This is a genomic window from Aquibium sp. A9E412, from assembly GCF_030398335.1.
Taxonomy (GTDB): Bacteria; Pseudomonadota; Alphaproteobacteria; order Rhizobiales; family Rhizobiaceae; genus A9E412.
Genome location: NZ_JAOAOP010000079.1, coordinates 1 through 16,480, shown reverse-complemented (window position 1 = coordinate 16,480; position 16,480 = coordinate 1). Strand labels below are relative to the sequence as shown.

Genomic DNA, 16,480 nt, shown 5'->3' with positions numbered 1-16,480 from the left:
CTCAAGCATGGCAGCGGTCTCCGAATCACCGCCACCAACCGAATCAGAATCCAAGCAAGTTCGAAACACCGTTAACCCGAGTTCACTGCCGTGCGGCCTGCCGGCGGCCGTTGACGCCGGCGGCAAGCTTGACTATAAGCCGCGCGACAGCGGTGGCCCGAACGGCCGCCCGTTTTGTTTTTGCCCGCGCCGCCGCGGTCCGGGCCGCATTCGACGGACACGAGAGAGGACCCATGGCCAACACGCCTTCGGCCAAGAAAGCCGTGCGCAGGATCGCCCGGCGCACCGCCATCAACAAGAACCGCCGCTCGCGCGTGCGCAGCTATGTGCGCAAGGTCGAGGAGGCGCTCAACGCCGGCGACCGCGCGGCCGCCGAGGCCGCCCTCAAGGCGGCCCAGCCCGAGCTGATGCGCGCCGCCTCGAAGGGCGTGCTGCACCGCAACACCGCGTCGCGCAAAGTGTCGCGCCTGGCGCGCCGGCTGAAGACGCTCAACGCCTGAGCGCGCCGTCCGAGCGACAGCGAATGGCCCGGTGCCCGGCACCGGGCTTTTTTCGTGTCCGCAGCTTGTGCGGCAAGCCGCCCGCCAGGGCCGCGACGGCCCTCCGCACCTAGCCGGTTGATTTGCCGGCACAATCGGGCGAGATTCCCTTTCGCAGCGTCACACGCGGCCTCGTCGCCGCAGTCCCGCCACCGCGAATTCGCTGGCGATTTCAATTCGTTGCGAATCTTTATCCACATCTTGTTCCCGTCACGGACGGCCCTCTCCGGAGGGCTGCGAGTCAAGCGGTTTTTTTTGCATTTTTTTCCGCGCAGAGGCCGGCGCGGCACACCGCGGAAAAGAGTTTGAATCAAAACGGCTTATCGCGCGGGGTGCGACATGGCGTTGCGGCGGCGAGGGTTTCGGCGGCCCGATTCGTAAAAAAAGCGTTAGGCGCGGCCTTGCCCTCGCGGCCCCGATTTCGGTAATGTCTGGCCATCGAGAGGGCGGGCCCAACGGCCTGAAGCGCCAGCCAAAATCGGCAGCGATTTCAACGCGAACCGTGGTTCGCGAATGGTCGGGCCTTGTCTTCTCGGGGGCGATCTGAGTGGGATTTTCCGCAACGCGTAACGGCCGCGACAAGCTCCTGGCCGGGTGCCGCGTTGCGCCGATTTCAGCCGCAGACGCCGACGGACGACATCGCTGTGGCACGCAACGCCGGCCGGCGGGACGGCGTTTGGCAGCCGCAGCACGGAGACTGGACGAGCAAAAAGGGGGGCGGATCGAGGCACGGACCGGACATGACGAGGCGGACCGCCGCCGGCCGCAGAGCCGGCGAGACAAAAGAATGCAGGACGAGGCAGGACAGGCAATGCAAAGCGGCGCTGAAAGGACGGTCACGGGGGACCTTCCTTTCCACAACACGACAAAGACCGAGGGGCGGGGGATGACGGAAGCGGGCAGATCGGCCGAGGCGTTCGACCGCGTGCGCACGCAGCTCAAGGCGCGACTGGGCAGCGAGGTCTACTCGAGCTGGTTCGGCCGCATGAAGCTGGCAGAGGCCTCCAAGGGCAGCGTCCGCCTTTCCGTTCCCACCGCATTCCTGCGCTCGTGGATCAGCGGTCACTATCTCGACCTCATCACCGAGCTTTGGAAACAGGAGGATCCCGACCTGATGCGGGTCGACGTGGTCGTGCGCACCGCCACCCGCGGCAGCCGCCCGGCGGGCGAGGAGCCGGCGCCGGCGCGCCGCGTCACCGCACCGACGCCGCTGCGCACCGGCACCATGCTGGGCGGCCTGGCCGAGCGCACCGCGCCGCCCTGCGCCGCGCAGCCCGAGCGGGCGGAGATGCGCTCCTCCGTGCTCGGCTCGCCGCTCGACAGCCGCTACACCTTCGATTCCTTCATCGAGGGCGCGTCGAACCGCGTCGCCTATGCCGCCGCGCGCAGCGTGGCGGAATCGGGCTCCAGCGCCGTGCGCTTCAATCCCCTGTTCCTGCACGCCTCGGTCGGCCTCGGAAAGACCCACCTGCTGCAGGCCATCGCGGCGGCCGCGCTGCAGCGCAACCCGCAGTCGCGCGTGCTCTACCTGACGGCGGAGTACTTCATGTGGCGCTTCGCCACCGCGATCCGCGACAACAACGCGCTGACCCTCAAGGAGCAGCTCCGCGACATCGACCTTCTGATCATCGACGACATGCAGTTCCTGCAGGGCAAGTCGATCCAGAACGAGTTCTGCCACCTGCTCAACATGCTGCTCGACAGCGCCCGCCAGGTGGTGGTGGCCGCCGACCGGCCGCCGTCGGAGCTGGAATCGCTCGAGCCGCGGGTCAAGTCGCGCCTCAACGGCGGCGTCTCGCTGGAAATGGCGACGCCCGACTACGACATGCGGCTCGGCATCCTCCGGCAGCGGCTGGCCGCCGCGCAGGCCGAGGACGCCTCGCTCGACATTCCCGAGGAGATCCTCGGCCATGTCGCGCGCACGGTGATCGGCAGCGGCCGCGAGCTGGAGGGCGCCTTCAACCAGCTCCTGTTCCGCCACTCCTTCGAGCAGATCACGCTCGAGCGGGTCGAGGAGATCCTCGGCCACATCTACCGCTCGGGCGAGCCCAAGCGCGTGCGCATCGAGGACATCCAGCGCATCGTGGCGCGCCACTTCAACGTGTCGAAGACGGAGCTCCTGTCGAACCGGCGCACGCGCACCATCGTCAAGCCGCGGCAGATCGCCATGTATCTGTCGAAGGTGCTGACGCCGCGCTCGCTGCCGGAGATCGGCCGCCGCTTCGGCGGACGCGACCACACCACCGTGCTGCACGCCGTGCGCAAGATCGAGGGCCTGTCGGGCGACGACGGCAAGCTTGCCCAGGAGATCGAGCTGCTCAAGCGGCTGATCAACGAGCAGGCGTAGGCCCGGCCGGCGGCGGCCGCCGCCGCCGCTTCGACCGGCGCGGTTATCCCCAGCGATGGCCGCGCCGGGGCGCGGCAGGACGCCGCGCAGACTTGCCTTCGCGGCCGATTTCCTGTCAGTCTGCGGCGATTGCGACACCCGCCATGGCGCGCTTTTGCCGGGCAGCGGCGCTGCCCGGGCGCGCTCTTCAGCCGATGAGATCGACCCGGTCATGCGTGTAATCCTCGAACGCTCCAACCTCCTGAAATCGCTTGCGCACGTCCACCGGGTCGTCGAGCGGCGCAACACCATTCCGATCCTGTCCAACGTGCTGCTGTCGGCCGACGGCGGCAGCCTGGAGCTGAAGGCGACCGACCTCGACCTCGAGGTGACGGAGGCGGTGGCCGCCAATGTCGAGCAGGCCGGCGCCACCACCGTTCCGGCGCACCTGCTCTACGACATCGTGCGCAAGCTGTCGGAGGGCGCCGAGGTGATGCTGGCGACCGACGAGAGCGGCACCACCATGGCGGTGACGGCGGGCCGCTCCAACTTCCGCCTGCAGTGCCTGCCGCAGGCCGACTTCCCGGAGCTTTCGGCCGGCAGCTTCACGCACAGCTTCCGCATGGACTCCACGGCGATGGAGGAGCTGATCGAGCACACCCAGTTCGCCATCTCCACCGAGGAGACGCGCTACTACCTGAACGGCATCTACCTGCACACGCACGAGGCCGACGGGACGCTGAAGCTGCGCGCGGTGGCGACCGACGGCCACCGCCTGGCGCGCGCCGAGATCGAGGCGCCGGCCGGCGCGGAGGGCATGCCCGGCATCATCATCCCGCGCAAGACGGTGAGCGAGCTGCAGAAGCTGGTCGACGATCCCGACGTGGCGGTGACCGTCGAACTGTCGGAGACCAAGATCCGCTTCACCATCGGCAGCGTGGTGCTGACCTCGAAGCTGATCGACGGCACCTTCCCCGACTACCAGCGCGTCATTCCGACCGGCAACGACCGCAAGCTGGTGCTCGACCGGCAGAGCTTCGCGGCGGCCGTCGACCGCGTCTCGACCATCTCGTCGGAGCGCGGCCGCGCCGTCAAGCTGACGATCGGCGACGGCCAGGTGACGCTGACCGTCAACAACCCGGATTCCGGCAGCGCCACCGAGGAGCTGCCGGCCGAATACGATTCCGAGGCGATGGAGATCGGCTTCAACGCCCGCTACCTGCTCGACGTGGCCGGCCAGATCTCGGGCAGCGAGGCGCGCTTCATACTGGCCGACGCCGGCTCGCCGACGCTGATCCAGGACGCCGCCGACGAGCGCACCCTCTATGTCCTGATGCCGATGCGCGTCTAGCGTGCCGCAGGCGACATCGACGGCGGAGCGCGCGGACCGTCCGGCGCAGGTGCACGTCGCCCGCCTCGCGCTGACCGACTTCCGCAACTATGCGCGCCTGGCGCTCGACCTGGAACCCGGCGCCGTCGTCCTGACCGGCGCCAACGGCGCCGGCAAGACCAACCTCCTGGAAGCGCTGTCGATGCTGGCGCCGGGCCGCGGCCTGCGGCGCGCCGTCTACGACGACGTGGCGCGCGCCGGCAGCGCCGGAGGCTTTGCCGTGCATGCCCGCATCGAGGGCCCCTTCGGCCGCTGCGAGATCGGCACCGGCACGGCCGGCGCGGCGCCCGGCGAGAGCGGCCGGCGGGTGCGCATCAACGGCGCGCCGGCGCGCGCGGCGGAGGAGATGCTCGACTGGATCCGGCTGATCTGGGTGACGCCGGCGATGGACGCGCTGTTCACCGGCCCGGCCGGCGACCGGCGCCGCTTCCTCGACCGGCTGGTGCTGACCATCGACCCCGGCCACGGCCGGCGCGTGCTCGACTACGAGCGGGCGATGCGCGCGCGCAACCGGCTGCTTGCCGAGGACTCGCGCGACGCCGCCTGGTTCGACGCGCTGGAGACGCAGATGGCCGAGACCGGCGTGGCCATGGCCGCCGCGCGGGCCGAGATGGTGCGTCTGATCGCCGCGCGCGCCGGCGCGGGCAGCGGCTCGCCCTTCCCGACCGCCGAGCTGGCGCTCGACGGCACGGTGGAGGCCGAGATCGGCGCCCGGCCGGCGGTCGACGTGGAAGAGACGCTGCGCGCCGCGCTCGCCGCCGGCCGGCCGCGCGACCGCGCCGCCGGGCGCACGCTGGACGGGCCGCACCGCACCGACCTCGCCGTCTTCCACGCGCCCAAGGCGATGCCGGCCGCGCGCTGCTCGACCGGCGAGCAGAAGGCGCTGCTGATCGGCCTGGTGCTCGCCCACGCCCGGCTGGTCGGCGAGCTGTCGGGCAGCGCGCCGGTGCTGCTGCTCGACGAGGTGTCGGCGCATTTCGACGCCGAGCGCCGCGCCGCGCTGTTCGACATCCTGGAGGAGATGAACGGCCAGTCCTTCATGACCGGCACCGAGCGGGCGCTGTTTGCCAGCCTCGAGGGCCGGGCCCAGTTCCTCACCGTCGCCGACGGCGCCGTCGCGCCCGGCGGATGAGACGGAGCCCACCCCTGCGACCGGCCGCGCCGGCCGCGCCGGGCCGCGTGGGGTGGCTCCCCTCGGCGGCAACATGCTCTATGCTCGGGCCATGAACCGTCCCGCCGATCCGCTGTCGCCCGAAGAGCTCGAGCGCTACGCGCGCCACATCGTGCTGCCCGAGGTGGGCGGCGCCGGCCAGCAGAAGCTGAAGCGCGCGCGGGTGCTGGTGATCGGCGCCGGCGGCCTCGGCGCGCCGCTGCTCCACTACCTGGCGGCCGCCGGCGTCGGCACGCTCGGCATCGTCGACGACGACACCGTCTCGCTGTCCAACCTGCAACGCCAGGTGATCCACGACACCGCTTCCGTCGGCCAGGCCAAGGTCGACAGCGCGCGCGCCGCCCTCGCCCGGCTCAACCCGCATGTCGCCGTCGTCGGCCACCGCCAGCGGCTCGACGCCGCCGGTGCGCCGGCGCTGGTCGCCGGCTACGACGTGGTGGCCGACGGGTCGGACAACTTCGCCACCCGCTACGCGGTGGCCGACGCCTGCCAGGCGATGGAGCGGCCGCTGGTGACGGCCGCCGTCGGCCGTTTCGACGGCACGCTGACCGTGCTCAAGCCGTTCGAGCGCGACGCCGACGGCGCGCCCTACCCATCCTATCGCGACCTGTTTCCCGAGCCGCCGCCCGACGGGCTGGTGCCGAGCTGCGCGGAGGCCGGCATCCTCGGCGCGCTGACCGGCGTGCTCGGCAGCCTGCAGGCGATGGAGGTCATCAAGCTCGTCACCGGCATCGGCGAGCCGCTGGTCGGCCGGCTGATGATGTACGACGCGCTCGGCGCACGCTTCGAGACCGTGCGCTACCGCGCCGGCCCGCCGCGGCAGCGCCGATGAGCCTGGCGCTCGACGCCGAGGCGCGCGCCGTCGCCGCCGGCCGCGACGGCCCGGGCGCGGCGATGGCCATGCGCATCGTGGCGACGACGGCCCGGCTGATGGGCGCCGGGCGGCTGATCCCGATCGCCTCGGCGCATATCGACGGCGCGCTCTATCACGGCGATTCCGGCACGCTGTTCGCCGAGCGGCTCGTCGCCGACGGCGCGCGGGTGGCGGTGCGCGCGACGCTCAACGTCGGCGCGCTCGACCTGACCGGCTGCGCCCGGACCCGGCTCGACCCGCACCGGCACACGATGGCGCGGCGCATGATGGAGGCCTACCGCGCGCTCGGCTGCGAGGCGACGTGGACCTGCGCGCCCTACCAGGCCGGCCACCGGCCGGCGGCCGGCAGCGACGTCGCCTGGGGCGAATCGAACGCGGTGGTGTTCTGCAACTCGGTGCTCGGCGCGCGCACCAACCGCTACGGCGACTTTCTCGACATCGCCTGCGCCATCGTCGGCCGGGCGCCGGACTACGGCCTGCACCGGGCGGAAAACCGCCGCGCCCGCTTCGTCTTCGACGTCGGCGGCCTCGACCCCGCCTTTCTCGCCGACGAGATCGCCTGGCCAGTGCTCGGCAGCCTGTTCGGCCGCGAGGCGGGCGACGCCGTCGGCGTGGTCACCGGGCTCGGCTTCGATCCCGGCGAGGACGCGCTCAAGGCGTTCGGCGCGGCCGCCGCCTCGACCGGCGCGGTCGGCCTGTTCCACGTCGCCGGCGTGACGCCGGAGGCGCCCGACGCCGCCACCGCCCTCGGCCACGAGCCGCCGGAACGCACGATCGTCGTGACGCCGGCCATGGTGGCGGCCACGCAGGCACGGCTGTCGACGGCCGAACGCCCGGCCCGGATCGACGCGGTGGCGGTCGGCAGCCCGCACCTGTCGCTCGCCGAGTTCGACCGGCTGGAGGCGCTGATCGCCGGCCGCCGGCTGGCGGTGCCGCTCTACGCCTGCACCGGGCGCCACGTGCTCGGCCCGCTCGCGCGCGACGGCCGCCGCAAGGCGCTGGAGGCGGCCGGCGTCGTCGTCGTGGCCGACACCTGCGTGGTGGTGACGCCGATCCTGGCCGAGCGGCCCGGCGCGGTGCTGATGACCAATTCCGGCAAGTTCGCCCACTATGCGCCCGGCAACACCGGCTGGGCGGTGCTCTACGGCTCGCTCGCCGCCTGCGTGGAAAGCGCGGTCGCCGGCCGGCCCGTGCTGTCGGGGCGGGCGGAATGAGCGGGGCGACGGCGCGCGTGCTGCTGGCCGGCGACGGCGGCCCCGTCGCCGGGCCGGCGCTGGTGCTCAGCGCCCCGATCAGCTTCTGGGGCGGCGTCGATCCGGCGCGCGGCCGGATCGCCGACCCGCGCCATCCCGAGCACGGCGCCGCGCTCGCCGGCACCGTTCTGTTCGTGCCCGCCACGGTCGGCTCGTCGTCGGCCGCAGCGGTGCTCCTGGAGCTCGTCCATGCCGGCCGGGCGCCGGCCGCGCTGGTGCTCGACCGGCCGGACGCGATCCTGCTGCTCGGCCTCGTGGTGGCGCGCGAGATGGGCTGGCCGGCGCCGCCGGCGCTCGCCCTGCCGCGCGCCGCGCAGGCCGCCTTCGCCGGCCGGCACGTGCGCGTGGCACCGGACGGCGCGCTCGAGGCGGACGCTTAGAGCCGGTCTGCGTTTCACGGAATCGCAGACCGGCTCTAACGCATTGTTTTCCCGCGTTTCCGAACGGCGAACCGGTTTCCACTTCGCCTGGAAACGCTATAGCGCCGTGCTGCTTCTCGCCGCATCGCCGACCGGCGCGAAAGGCTGGCCGCCATCGCACCGCGCGCCGCCTGAGCGGGCGGCCCGCGGCCTCAGTTGCGCGCCGGCAGCACCCGGTCGGGCGGGCGGTGGCCGTCGAACAGCGTGCGGATGTTGATCATCACCTTCTCGCCCATGTCGATGCGGCCCTCGACCGTGGCCGAGCCCATATGCGGCAGGATGACGACCTTGCCGGCGGCGGCGAGCTTGACGAGACGCGGGTTGACCGCCGGCTCGTGCTCGAACACGTCGAGCCCGGCGCCGGCCAGCTTGCCGCCCTCGATCATCGCGATCAGCGCGTCCTCGTCGACGATGTCGCCGCGCGCGGTGTTGACCAGATAGGCGCTCGGCTGCATCAGCGCCAGCCGGCGCGCCGACAGGAGATGGAAGGTGGCCGGCGTCGACGGGCAGTTGACCGAGATGATGTCCATGCGCGCCAGCATCTGGTCGAGGCCGTCCCAGTAGGTCGCCTCCAGCTCGTCCTCGATGGCGGCGGGCACGCGGTGCCGGTTGTGGTAGTGGATCGACAGGCCGAAGGCCTTGGCGCGGCGCGCCACGGCGGTGCCGATGCGGCCCATGCCGACGATGCCGAGCCGCTTGCCCCAGATGCGCCGGCCGAGCATCCAGGTCGGCGACCAGCCGGCCCACTTGGTCTCCGACGTCAGCACGTTGGCGCCTTCTGTCAGGCGCCGCGGCACCGCCAGCATCAGCGCCATCGTCATGTCGGCGGTGTCCTCGTTGAGGACGTTCGGCGTGTTGGTCACGGTGATGCCGCGCCGGGCCGCCGCGGCCACGTCGATGTGCTCGACGCCGTTGCCGAAATTGGCGATCAGCTTGAGCTGGTCGCCGGCCTGGGCGATCAGCGCGGCGTCGATGCGGTCGGTGATGGTGGGCACCAGGACCTCGGCCTCGCGCACCGCGGCGACGAGCTCGGGCTGCGTCATCGGCTTGTCGTCGATGTTGAGCCGCGTGTCGAACAGCTCGCGCATGCGCGTCTCGACCTGGTCGGGCAGCTTGCGTGTGATGACGACGAGCGGCTTCTTCCTGCCGGGCATGGCTTCCTCAGACTCGGGTCCCTTGTTGAGACCTCTTTAACCAAGACAGGCGACACTGGAAAACCGATATCGACCCCCGGCCTGTGTATCAATGGGGGCTGTCGATGACAAAGGAAAAGGCCCCGCCGCGGCCGCATGCGGGGCTTGTTCACATCGTTCGAGGAGGGCTGGAATGTCGCTTGTCGCCCTTGTCCGCCGCCTTGCGCTGGCCGGCCTCGCCGCCGTGCCGCTGGCCGCCATGCCCGCGCCGACGCTGGCCGCGGCCGAGGCCGGCCAGAGCGCGCGCGGGCCGAGCGGCCTGCCGCTGCCGCGCTTCGTCAGCCTGAAGTCGAGCCGCGTCAACATGCGCGTCGGACCGGGTCTCAGCTACGCCGTCGACTGGCTCTATCTCAAGGCCGGGCTGCCGATGGAGATCGTCCAGGAATACGACAACTGGCGCCGGGTGCGCGATGCCGAGGGGGCGGAGGGCTGGATCAACCAGGCGCTGCTGTCGGGCCGGCGCACCGCCGTCGCGGCGCCCTGGTTCAAGGGCAAGCAGGCGGCGATCCCGCTGCTTTCCGAGCCCGAGCGCGGCGCGCCGCCGGTCGCCCAGGTCGAGCCGGGCGCCATCGGCACGATCCGGCTGTGCAACGGCGACTGGTGCAAGATGACCTTCGCCGGCACCGACGGCTGGATCGACCAGGCGCAGGTCTGGGGCGCCTATCCGGGCGAGACGATCGAGGAATAGGGACGGCCGGCCGCCGGCCGGGAACCGTCAGCGCGGGCGCCTGGGGCGCAGCCTGACCACGATGTCGACATGGGCGACCTCCATGCCTTCGGGCGGCTCGGGCAGGTTGGCCACCGTCACCGGCCCTTCCGGGATGTCGACGAGCCGGTTCTCGTCTTCCAGGAAGAAGTGGTGGTGGTCCGACGTGTTGGTGTCGAAATAGGTCTTGGCGCCCTCGATCGGCAGGATGCGCAGCATGCCGACCTCGGTGAACTGGTGCAGCGCGTTGTAGACGGTGGCGAGCGACACGCGCACGCCGGCGGCGGCCGCCTCCTCGTGCAGCTCCTCGGCCGAGATGTGGCGGTCGCCATGGCCGAACAGCAGCGAGGCGAGCGCCACGCGCTGCCGCGTCGGACGCAGGCCGGACGCGCGCACGCGCTGCTCGATGCTGCCGCTCACCGTGGAAGTCGCCGCTGCCGTCAAGGACCCTGCCCGTCTGCTGCCGCCGTGACCGTGTCGCACGGTGGCCGTCGCACCGTGTCGCCGCACCCGCACGCCGCGGAGCGCGGTTGCGGGCCTTCAAGATATATTGCCTCCCCCCGTCGCAATCAATAGTGGCGGAACGGCGGCGCACGCGGCGGTGCGATATCGCACGCTGGGCTGTTCCCACGGGGAAACAAGCTGTGATAGGAGGTTGCGCAATCAGGACGGCGCGACCGGTGCGCCGCAACGGGGACGAACGGATGGACTCCACCGCGCGAGCGCGCTCCAGTTTCGACTACGAAGACCTTCTGGCCTGTGGCCGCGGCGAGCTTTTCGGGCCGGGCAACGCGCAGCTTCCCGCGCCGCCCATGCTGATGTTCGACCGCATCACCGCCGTCAGCGACGAAGGCGGCGAGTTCGGCAAGGGCTTCATCCGCGCCGAGCTCGACGTCAAGCCGGACCTGTGGTTCTTCGACTGCCACTTCATCGGCGATCCGGTGATGCCGGGCTGCCTCGGCCTCGACGCGCTGTGGCAGATGACCGGCTTCTTCCTCGGCTGGCTCGGCGAGCCCGGCAAGGGCCGGGCGATCTCGACCGGCGAGGTGAAGTTCAGCGGCATGGTGACGCCGAAGAACCGGCTGGTCGAGTACGGCGTCGACTTCAAGCGCGTGATGCGCGGCCGGCTCGTGCTGGGCACCGGCGACGGCTGGCTCAAGGCCGACGGCGAGACGATCTACAAGGCGAGCGATCTGCGCGTCGGCCTGTTCAAGCAGGAGCAGGCCTAGACCATGGTGCCGAACGGGGCGCAGCGGCTTTCGGATGACCGGACGGCCTGTCGGGCCGCCGGCAGACGGGGCCGGGTTCCACATGGCCGCACCGTGCCCTAGGTCGCAGGGCATCGCCCGCAACGCATGACAGCGGCCGGCCGGCCGCAGCCAAGGGAGCAGAACATGAGACGGGTCGTGGTGACCGGACTCGGCGTCGTGTCGTCGATCGGCAACAATGCGCAAGAGGTGCAGTCGTCGCTGCACGACGCCCGCTCGGGCATCAGCTTTTCGGACCAGTTCGCGGAGCACGGCTTCCGCTGCCAGGTGTGGGGCGCGCCGGATCTCGATCCGGCGGAGATGGTCGACCGCCGCGCCATGCGCTTCCTGTCGAAGGGCGGCGCGTGGAACCACGTGGCCATGGAGCAGGCGATCGCCGATGCCGGGCTCGAGCAGGGCGACATCACCAACGAGCGCACCGGCATCGTGATGGGCTCGGGCGGGCCGTCGACGCGCACCATCGTGGAGGCCGCCGACACCACCCGCGAGAAGGGCAGCCCGAAGCGCATCGGCCCCTTCGCCGTGCCCAAGGCGATGTCGTCGACCGCCTCGGCGACGCTCGCCACCTGGTTCAAGATCCACGGCGTCAACTACTCGATCTCGTCGGCCTGCTCGACGTCCGCGCACTGCATCGGCAACGCCTACGAGCTGATCCAGTGGGGCAAGCAGGACATGGTGTTCGCCGGCGGCCACGAGGACCTCGACTGGACGATGTCGAACCTGTTCGACGCGATGGGCGCCATGTCGAGCAAGTTCAACGACCGCGCCGCGGTCGCCTCGCGCGCCTATGACGTCGACCGCGACGGCTTCGTCATCGCCGGCGGCGCCGGCGTCCTGGTGCTCGAGGAGCTGGAGCACGCCAAGGCGCGCGGCGCCAAGATCTATGCCGAGATCGTCGGCTACGGCGCCACGTCGGACGGCCACGACATGGTGCAGCCCTCCGGCGAGGGCGCGGTGCGCTGCATGCGCCAGGCGCTGCAGTCGGTCGAGGGCAAGGTCGACTACATCAACACGCACGGCACCGCCACGCCGGTCGGCGATTCGCGCGAGGTGCAGGCGATCCGCGAGGTGTTCGGCGAGGAGATCCCGCATATCGGCTCCACCAAGTCGCTGACCGGCCACTCGCTGGGCGCTGCCGGCGTGCAGGAATCGATCTACTCGATCCTGATGATGCAGGGCGGTTTCATCACCGAGAGCGCGCATATCGAGACGCTCGATCCGGAGTTCGAGGGCGTGCCGATCGTGCGCCAGCGCATCGACGACGCCAGGATCGACACCGTGCTGTCCAACTCCTTCGGCTTCGGCGGCACCAACGCGACGCTGGTCTTCCAGCGCTACGCCGCCTAGCCCGTGAGCGGGCCGGACGCGGCAGCCGGAGCGGCGGCATGCGTGCCGCCGCCGTGCCGTCGGCGCAACGCCACCCCTTACGACAACAGCGGGATGCGAGGACTCCGCCGATGGACGGACTGATGAAGGGCAAGCGCGGCCTGGTGATGGGCGTGGCCAACGACCACTCGATCGCCTGGGGCATCGCCAAGCGGCTGGCCGGCGAGGGCGCGCGGCTGGCGCTCACCTATCAGGGCGATTCCTTCGAGCGCCGGGTGCGGCCGCTGGCCGAGCAGATCGACGCCGAGCTGATGCCCTGCGACGTCGAGGACGGCGCGTCGGTCGACGCGGTGTTCGACCGGCTGCGCGAGAACTGGGGCGGCCTCGACTTCCTGGTCCACGCGATCGGCTTTTCCAACCGCAACGAGCTGAAGGGCGCCTACGCCGACACCACGCGCGACAATTTCGTGCGCACCATGGTCGTCTCCTGCTTCTCCTTCACCGAGGCCGCGCGCCGCGCGGCGGCGCTGATGGGCGAGGGCGGCGCGATGCTGACGCTGACCTATGCCGGCTCGGTGCGGGTGATGCCCAACTACAACGTGATGGGCGTGGCCAAGGCGGGGCTGGAGGCGAGCGTGCGCTACCTGGCCAACGATTTCGGCCCGCGCGGCATCCGCGTCAACGGCCTGTCGGCCGGGCCGGTGCGCACGCTGTCGGGCGCCGGCATCGCCGACGCGCGGCAGATGTTCTCCTACCAGAGCCGCAACGCGCCGCTGCGGCGCAGCGTCACCATCGACGACGTCGGCGGCTCGGCGCTCTACCTGCTGTCCGACCTGTCGGCCAGCGTGACCGGCGAGATCCACTATGTCGACGCCGGCTTCCACATCACCTCGATGCCGACGCTCGACGAGCTCAAGCGGCTCGGCGACGGCTGAGCGGCGGGCCGGCGCGCGGCAGCGGCTTCACGCCCGGCGCGCTTCGCTCTAAACCTGCTGCCATGTCCAAGCGAATCGCCGGACCGGAAATCGAGCGCATGATCCAGCTCCTGGCCAAGCTGCCGGGGCTCGGGCCGCGCTCGGCGCGGCGCGCCGCGCTGCATCTCATCAAGAAGCGCGAGCAGCTTCTCGTGCCGCTGGCCGCGGCGCTCGGCGAGGCGGCGGCCACGGTGCGCGAGTGCTCGGTGTGCGGCAATGTCGACACCATCGACCCGTGCACGCTGTGCACCGACCCGCGGCGCGACCCGGCCACGGTGATCGTGGTCGAGGACGTCGCCGACCTGTGGGCGCTGGAGCGCGCCGGCGTGATGAACGTGCGCTACCACGTGCTCGGCGGCACGCTGTCGCCGCTCGACGGCATCGGGCCGGAGGACCTGACGATCGCCCAGCTCGTCACCCGGGCGGCCGAGGGCGAGGTCAAGGAGATCATCCTGGCGGTCAACGCCACGGTCGAGGGCCAGACCACCGCGCACTACATCACCGACCAGCTCCAGGGGCTCGACGTGCGCGTGACGCGGCTGGCGCACGGCGTGCCGGTGGGCGGCGAGCTCGACTATCTCGACGAGGGCACGCTGGCGGCGGCGCTGAAGTCGCGCACCGCCTTCTGATGGCCAGGGGGTCCCGCGCACAGGGAGTGGCACGCATGACCGGCAGACCGAGCCTTCTCGTCCTTCTCGCCGCGGCCGCGATGCTGGCGCTCGCCGCGACGGCCGGCGCGCAGGGCGTGGCCGAGCGCTTCCGCACCTGGCTCGCCGAGGACCTGTGGCCCGACGCGCGGGCGCGCGGCGTCTCGGCCGACACCTTCAACGCCGCCTTTGCCGGCGTCGCGCCGAATCTCGACCTGCCCGACCTCGTGCTGCCCGGCCAGTCGGCCGCGCCCGGCGGCGTGCAGCACCAGGCCGAGTTCCGCGCCCCGGCGGCCTATTTCCGGCACATCGACGGCGTGGTGTCCGGCGGCCGCTCGCGGGCGCGCAGCCATGCCGGCGCGCTGGCGGCGATCGAGCGGCGCTACGGCGTGCCGGGTGCCATCCTCGTCGCCATCTGGGGCCGCGAATCCGCCTTCGGCACCGCGCGCATCCCGCACGACGCCTTCGAGGTGCTCGGCACCAAGGCGTTCCTGGCGACGCGCAAGGCGATGTTCCGCGAGGAGGTGCTGGCGGCGCTCGAGATGGTCGAGCGCGGCGCCGTGCGGCCCGGCGCGATGAAGTCGTCCTGGGCCGGCGCGCTCGGCCAGCCGCAGTTCCTGCCCTCCTCCTTCCTGAAATACGCCGTCGACGGCGACGGCGACGGGCGCCGCGACATCTGGGGCTCGAGCGTCGACACGCTCGCCTCGATCGCCAACTACCTCGCCGCGCATGGCTGGGTCGCCGGCCGCGACTGGGGGTTCGAGGTGGTGGTGCCGGAGACGGTTTCCTGTGCGCTCGAGGGACCGGACCGGGGTCGGCCGATCGCCGCATGGGCCGAGATGGGCATCCGCCGCGTCGGCGGCAAGGCGTTTCCCGCGCACGAACGCGCCGGCGAGGGCTATCTGATGATGCCGGCCGGCCGGCACGGTCCCGCCTTCCTGGTGACGCCGAACTTCTACGTGCTCAAGGACTACAACGAGAGCGACCTCTACGCGCTGTTCGTCGGCCACGCCGCCGACCGCATCGCCTATGGCGACATCCGCTTCGCCGCCGGCTGGGACCGGCTTGCCGCCATGACGCGCGGCGACATCGCGGCCATGCAGACGCGGCTGGTGGCGATGGGCTACGACGTCGGCGGCGTCGACGGCCTGCCCGGCTTCAAGACGCGCCGCTCGATCGGCGACTGGCAGGCGCGCAACGGCCTGGCCCCGACCTGCTTCCCCGACCGACGGCTGGCCGAGGCCCTGCGCTAGAGCGGTTCACTGAATAGCTGAATCGCTTTAGGGATTCCCGTTGGTGTTGTTTTGTGATTCAAGATGCTGGCTGGAGAGGAGGCCAGCATCTGATGACAGCACCTCTATCCAATGATCTTCGTGAGCGTGTGGTCGGTGCGATCGAGGCCGGCGAGAGCTGCCGGTCAGTGGCGGCGCGTTTTGGCATTGCGGTTTCATCGGCGGTGAAGTGGTCGCAGCGCTATCGGGAGACCGGTTCGGTCGCGCCCGGCAAGATGGGCGGGCATCGCAAGCGCGTGCTCGACCCTCATCGCGACTTCATCATCGAACGGATCAACCAGACGCCGCATCTGACCCTGCATGGGTTGAAAGAGGAACTGGCGGCGCGCGGGGTGAAGGTGTCGCACAACGCAGTATGGCTGTTTCTGCGCCGCGAGGGACTTCGGTAAAAAAAAAACACTGTTCGCCCTTGAGCAGGCGCGCGCCGATATCGCGCGGCGCCGGCAGCGCTGGCGGTCCTTTCAACCCAATCTCGATCCGCGCAAGCTGGTCTTCATCGACGAGACGTGGATCAAGACCAACATGGCGCCGCTCAGGGGGTGGGGGCCAAAAGGCAAACGCCTGCGTGGCTTCGCCCCGCACGGCCACTGGCGTACGTTGACCTTCCTCGGCGCGCTGCGGCTCGACCGGCTCGCCGCACCTTGCGTGTTCGACGGACCGATCAACGGCCAGTACTTCCGCGCCTATGTCGAGCAACAGCTCGTGCCCGTGCTCGAGCCCGGCGACATCGTTGTCATGGACAATCTCGGCAGCCACAAGTCGGCCGCCGTACGCCAGATGATCCAGGCAGCCGGGGCCAGGCTCTGGTTCCTGCCGCCCTACTCGCCCGACCTCAACCCCATCGAACAGGCCTTCGCAAAGATCAAACACTGGATGCGGCAGGCCCAGAAGCGAACAATCGAGGAGACCTGGCGACATATCGGCCACCTCGTCTCAACCATCGGAAACGGCGAATGCGAAAACTACTTCGCAAACGCCGGGTACGCTTCCGTCAAACCGTGAAAGGCTCTAGAGCCGTTCTGCGTTTCACGGAATCGCAGATCGGCTCTAACTCATTGTTTTCACGCGTTTCCGAACGGCGAACCGGTTTCCACTTCGCCTG

At 70.8% G+C, this 16,480-nt stretch carries 16 protein-coding genes; 14 read left to right on the top strand and 2 right to left on the bottom strand.

Annotated features, from left to right (window positions below; all coding sequences use genetic code 11):
• The first annotated feature begins 233 nt into the window (after window positions 1-233).
• From rpsT to N1F89_RS18520, 7 genes are all read left to right on the top strand, one after another.
• A complete protein-coding gene (rpsT, locus tag N1F89_RS18550) occupies window positions 234-500 on the top strand; it encodes a 30S ribosomal protein S20 (protein WP_290085905.1) in 267 nt (88 codons plus the stop codon).
• A gap of 925 nt (window positions 501-1,425) precedes the next feature.
• Window positions 1,426-2,886 carry a chromosomal replication initiator protein DnaA gene (gene dnaA, locus N1F89_RS18545; RefSeq protein WP_290085904.1) on the top strand — a complete coding sequence of 487 codons (1,461 nt, stop codon included), beginning with the start codon at window positions 1,426-1,428 and terminating at the stop codon, window positions 2,884-2,886.
• Between the two features lie 211 nt (window positions 2,887-3,097).
• Window positions 3,098-4,216, top strand: a complete 1,119-nt coding sequence (gene dnaN / locus N1F89_RS18540) for a DNA polymerase III subunit beta (protein WP_290085903.1) — start codon at window positions 3,098-3,100, stop codon at window positions 4,214-4,216.
• Window positions 4,217-4,265: 49 nt separating this feature from the next.
• On the top strand, window positions 4,266-5,387 hold the full coding sequence (gene recF, locus N1F89_RS18535) for a DNA replication/repair protein RecF (RefSeq protein ID WP_290085902.1): 1,122 nt from the start codon (window positions 4,266-4,268) through the stop codon (window positions 5,385-5,387).
• A 91-nt stretch (window positions 5,388-5,478) separates the two neighbouring features.
• Window positions 5,479-6,258, top strand: coding sequence for a molybdopterin-synthase adenylyltransferase MoeB (locus N1F89_RS18530; protein ID WP_290085901.1), 780 nt, complete (start codon window positions 5,479-5,481; stop codon window positions 6,256-6,258).
• Window positions 6,255-7,514, top strand: a complete 1,260-nt coding sequence (locus N1F89_RS18525) for an aconitase X catalytic domain-containing protein (protein ID WP_290085900.1) — start codon at window positions 6,255-6,257, stop codon at window positions 7,512-7,514. Before N1F89_RS18530 ends, N1F89_RS18525 begins: the two co-directional genes overlap by 4 nt.
• Window positions 7,511-7,933, top strand: a complete 423-nt coding sequence (locus N1F89_RS18520) for a DUF126 domain-containing protein (RefSeq protein WP_290085899.1) — start codon at window positions 7,511-7,513, stop codon at window positions 7,931-7,933. The genes N1F89_RS18525 and N1F89_RS18520 overlap by 4 nt, the downstream gene beginning before the upstream one ends.
• Before the next feature lie 191 nt (window positions 7,934-8,124).
• On the opposite strand, the gene N1F89_RS18515 is transcribed toward N1F89_RS18520, so the two are convergent.
• Window positions 8,125-9,126 (bottom strand): D-glycerate dehydrogenase, encoded by a 1,002-nt coding sequence (locus N1F89_RS18515; protein WP_290085898.1) that lies wholly within the window; start codon window positions 9,124-9,126, stop codon window positions 8,125-8,127.
• Between the two features lie 172 nt (window positions 9,127-9,298).
• Between N1F89_RS18515 and N1F89_RS18510 the strand changes: the two genes are divergently transcribed.
• Window positions 9,299-9,853 (top strand): SH3 domain-containing protein, encoded by a 555-nt coding sequence (locus N1F89_RS18510; RefSeq protein ID WP_290085897.1) that lies wholly within the window; start codon window positions 9,299-9,301, stop codon window positions 9,851-9,853.
• A 27-nt stretch (window positions 9,854-9,880) separates the two neighbouring features.
• Here N1F89_RS18510 and irrA read toward each other — a convergent pair whose 3' ends face one another.
• Window positions 9,881-10,291 carry an iron response transcriptional regulator IrrA gene (gene irrA, locus N1F89_RS18505; protein WP_290085896.1) on the bottom strand — a complete coding sequence of 137 codons (411 nt, stop codon included), beginning with the start codon at window positions 10,289-10,291 and terminating at the stop codon, window positions 9,881-9,883.
• 284 nt (window positions 10,292-10,575) lie between these two features.
• Between irrA and fabA the strand changes: the two genes are divergently transcribed.
• The 6 genes from fabA (at window position 10,576) to N1F89_RS18475 (ending at window position 16,380) form a co-directional block, all read left to right on the top strand.
• Window positions 10,576-11,100, top strand: coding sequence for a 3-hydroxyacyl-[acyl-carrier-protein] dehydratase FabA (gene fabA, locus N1F89_RS18500; protein WP_290085895.1), 525 nt, complete (start codon window positions 10,576-10,578; stop codon window positions 11,098-11,100).
• 165 nt (window positions 11,101-11,265) lie between these two features.
• Window positions 11,266-12,486, top strand: a complete 1,221-nt coding sequence (gene fabB, locus N1F89_RS18495; protein ID WP_290085894.1) for a beta-ketoacyl-ACP synthase I — start codon at window positions 11,266-11,268, stop codon at window positions 12,484-12,486.
• Window positions 12,487-12,596: 110 nt separating this feature from the next.
• Complete coding sequence (gene fabI / locus N1F89_RS18490; RefSeq protein ID WP_290085893.1) at window positions 12,597-13,400, top strand: enoyl-ACP reductase FabI; 804 nt, start codon at window positions 12,597-12,599, stop codon at window positions 13,398-13,400.
• 62 nt (window positions 13,401-13,462) lie between these two features.
• Window positions 13,463-14,068, top strand: a complete 606-nt coding sequence (gene recR / locus N1F89_RS18485) for a recombination mediator RecR (RefSeq protein ID WP_290085892.1) — start codon at window positions 13,463-13,465, stop codon at window positions 14,066-14,068.
• A gap of 35 nt (window positions 14,069-14,103) precedes the next feature.
• Entirely contained in the window at window positions 14,104-15,339 is a 1,236-nt protein-coding gene (locus N1F89_RS18480; RefSeq protein WP_290085891.1) for a lytic murein transglycosylase, read from the top strand.
• Window positions 15,340-15,431: 92 nt separating this feature from the next.
• A protein-coding gene (locus tag N1F89_RS18475) for an IS630 family transposase (protein WP_290085890.1) occupies window positions 15,432-16,380 on the top strand; the annotation gives its coding sequence in 2 pieces (ribosomal slippage) (window positions 15,432-15,761 and window positions 15,763-16,380; 948 coding nt in all).
• Window positions 16,381-16,480: the final 100 nt, after the last annotated feature.

Excerpts from the sequence above, each read along its gene's own strand:
- dnaN (WP_290085903.1), top strand. The coding sequence starts at position 3,098 with ATGCGTGTAATCCTCGAACGCTCCAACCTCCTGAAATCGCTTGCGCAC.
- recR (WP_290085892.1), top strand. The coding sequence starts at position 13,463 with ATGTCCAAGCGAATCGCCGGACCGGAAATCGAGCGCATGATCCAGCTC.
- fabI (WP_290085893.1), top strand. The coding sequence starts at position 12,597 with ATGGACGGACTGATGAAGGGCAAGCGCGGCCTGGTGATGGGCGTGGCC.
- fabB (WP_290085894.1), top strand. The coding sequence starts at position 11,266 with ATGAGACGGGTCGTGGTGACCGGACTCGGCGTCGTGTCGTCGATCGGC.
- rpsT (WP_290085905.1), top strand. The coding sequence starts at position 234 with ATGGCCAACACGCCTTCGGCCAAGAAAGCCGTGCGCAGGATCGCCCGG.
- N1F89_RS18515 (WP_290085898.1), bottom strand. The coding sequence starts at position 9,126 with ATGCCCGGCAGGAAGAAGCCGCTCGTCGTCATCACACGCAAGCTGCCC.
- N1F89_RS18510 (WP_290085897.1), top strand. The coding sequence starts at position 9,299 with ATGTCGCTTGTCGCCCTTGTCCGCCGCCTTGCGCTGGCCGGCCTCGCC.
- N1F89_RS18480 (WP_290085891.1), top strand. The coding sequence starts at position 14,104 with ATGACCGGCAGACCGAGCCTTCTCGTCCTTCTCGCCGCGGCCGCGATG.
- N1F89_RS18520 (WP_290085899.1), top strand. The coding sequence starts at position 7,511 with ATGAGCGGGGCGACGGCGCGCGTGCTGCTGGCCGGCGACGGCGGCCCC.
- N1F89_RS18530 (WP_290085901.1), top strand. The coding sequence starts at position 5,479 with ATGAACCGTCCCGCCGATCCGCTGTCGCCCGAAGAGCTCGAGCGCTAC.
- dnaA (WP_290085904.1), top strand. The coding sequence starts at position 1,426 with ATGACGGAAGCGGGCAGATCGGCCGAGGCGTTCGACCGCGTGCGCACG.
- N1F89_RS18525 (WP_290085900.1), top strand. The coding sequence starts at position 6,255 with ATGAGCCTGGCGCTCGACGCCGAGGCGCGCGCCGTCGCCGCCGGCCGC.
- fabA (WP_290085895.1), top strand. The coding sequence starts at position 10,576 with ATGGACTCCACCGCGCGAGCGCGCTCCAGTTTCGACTACGAAGACCTT.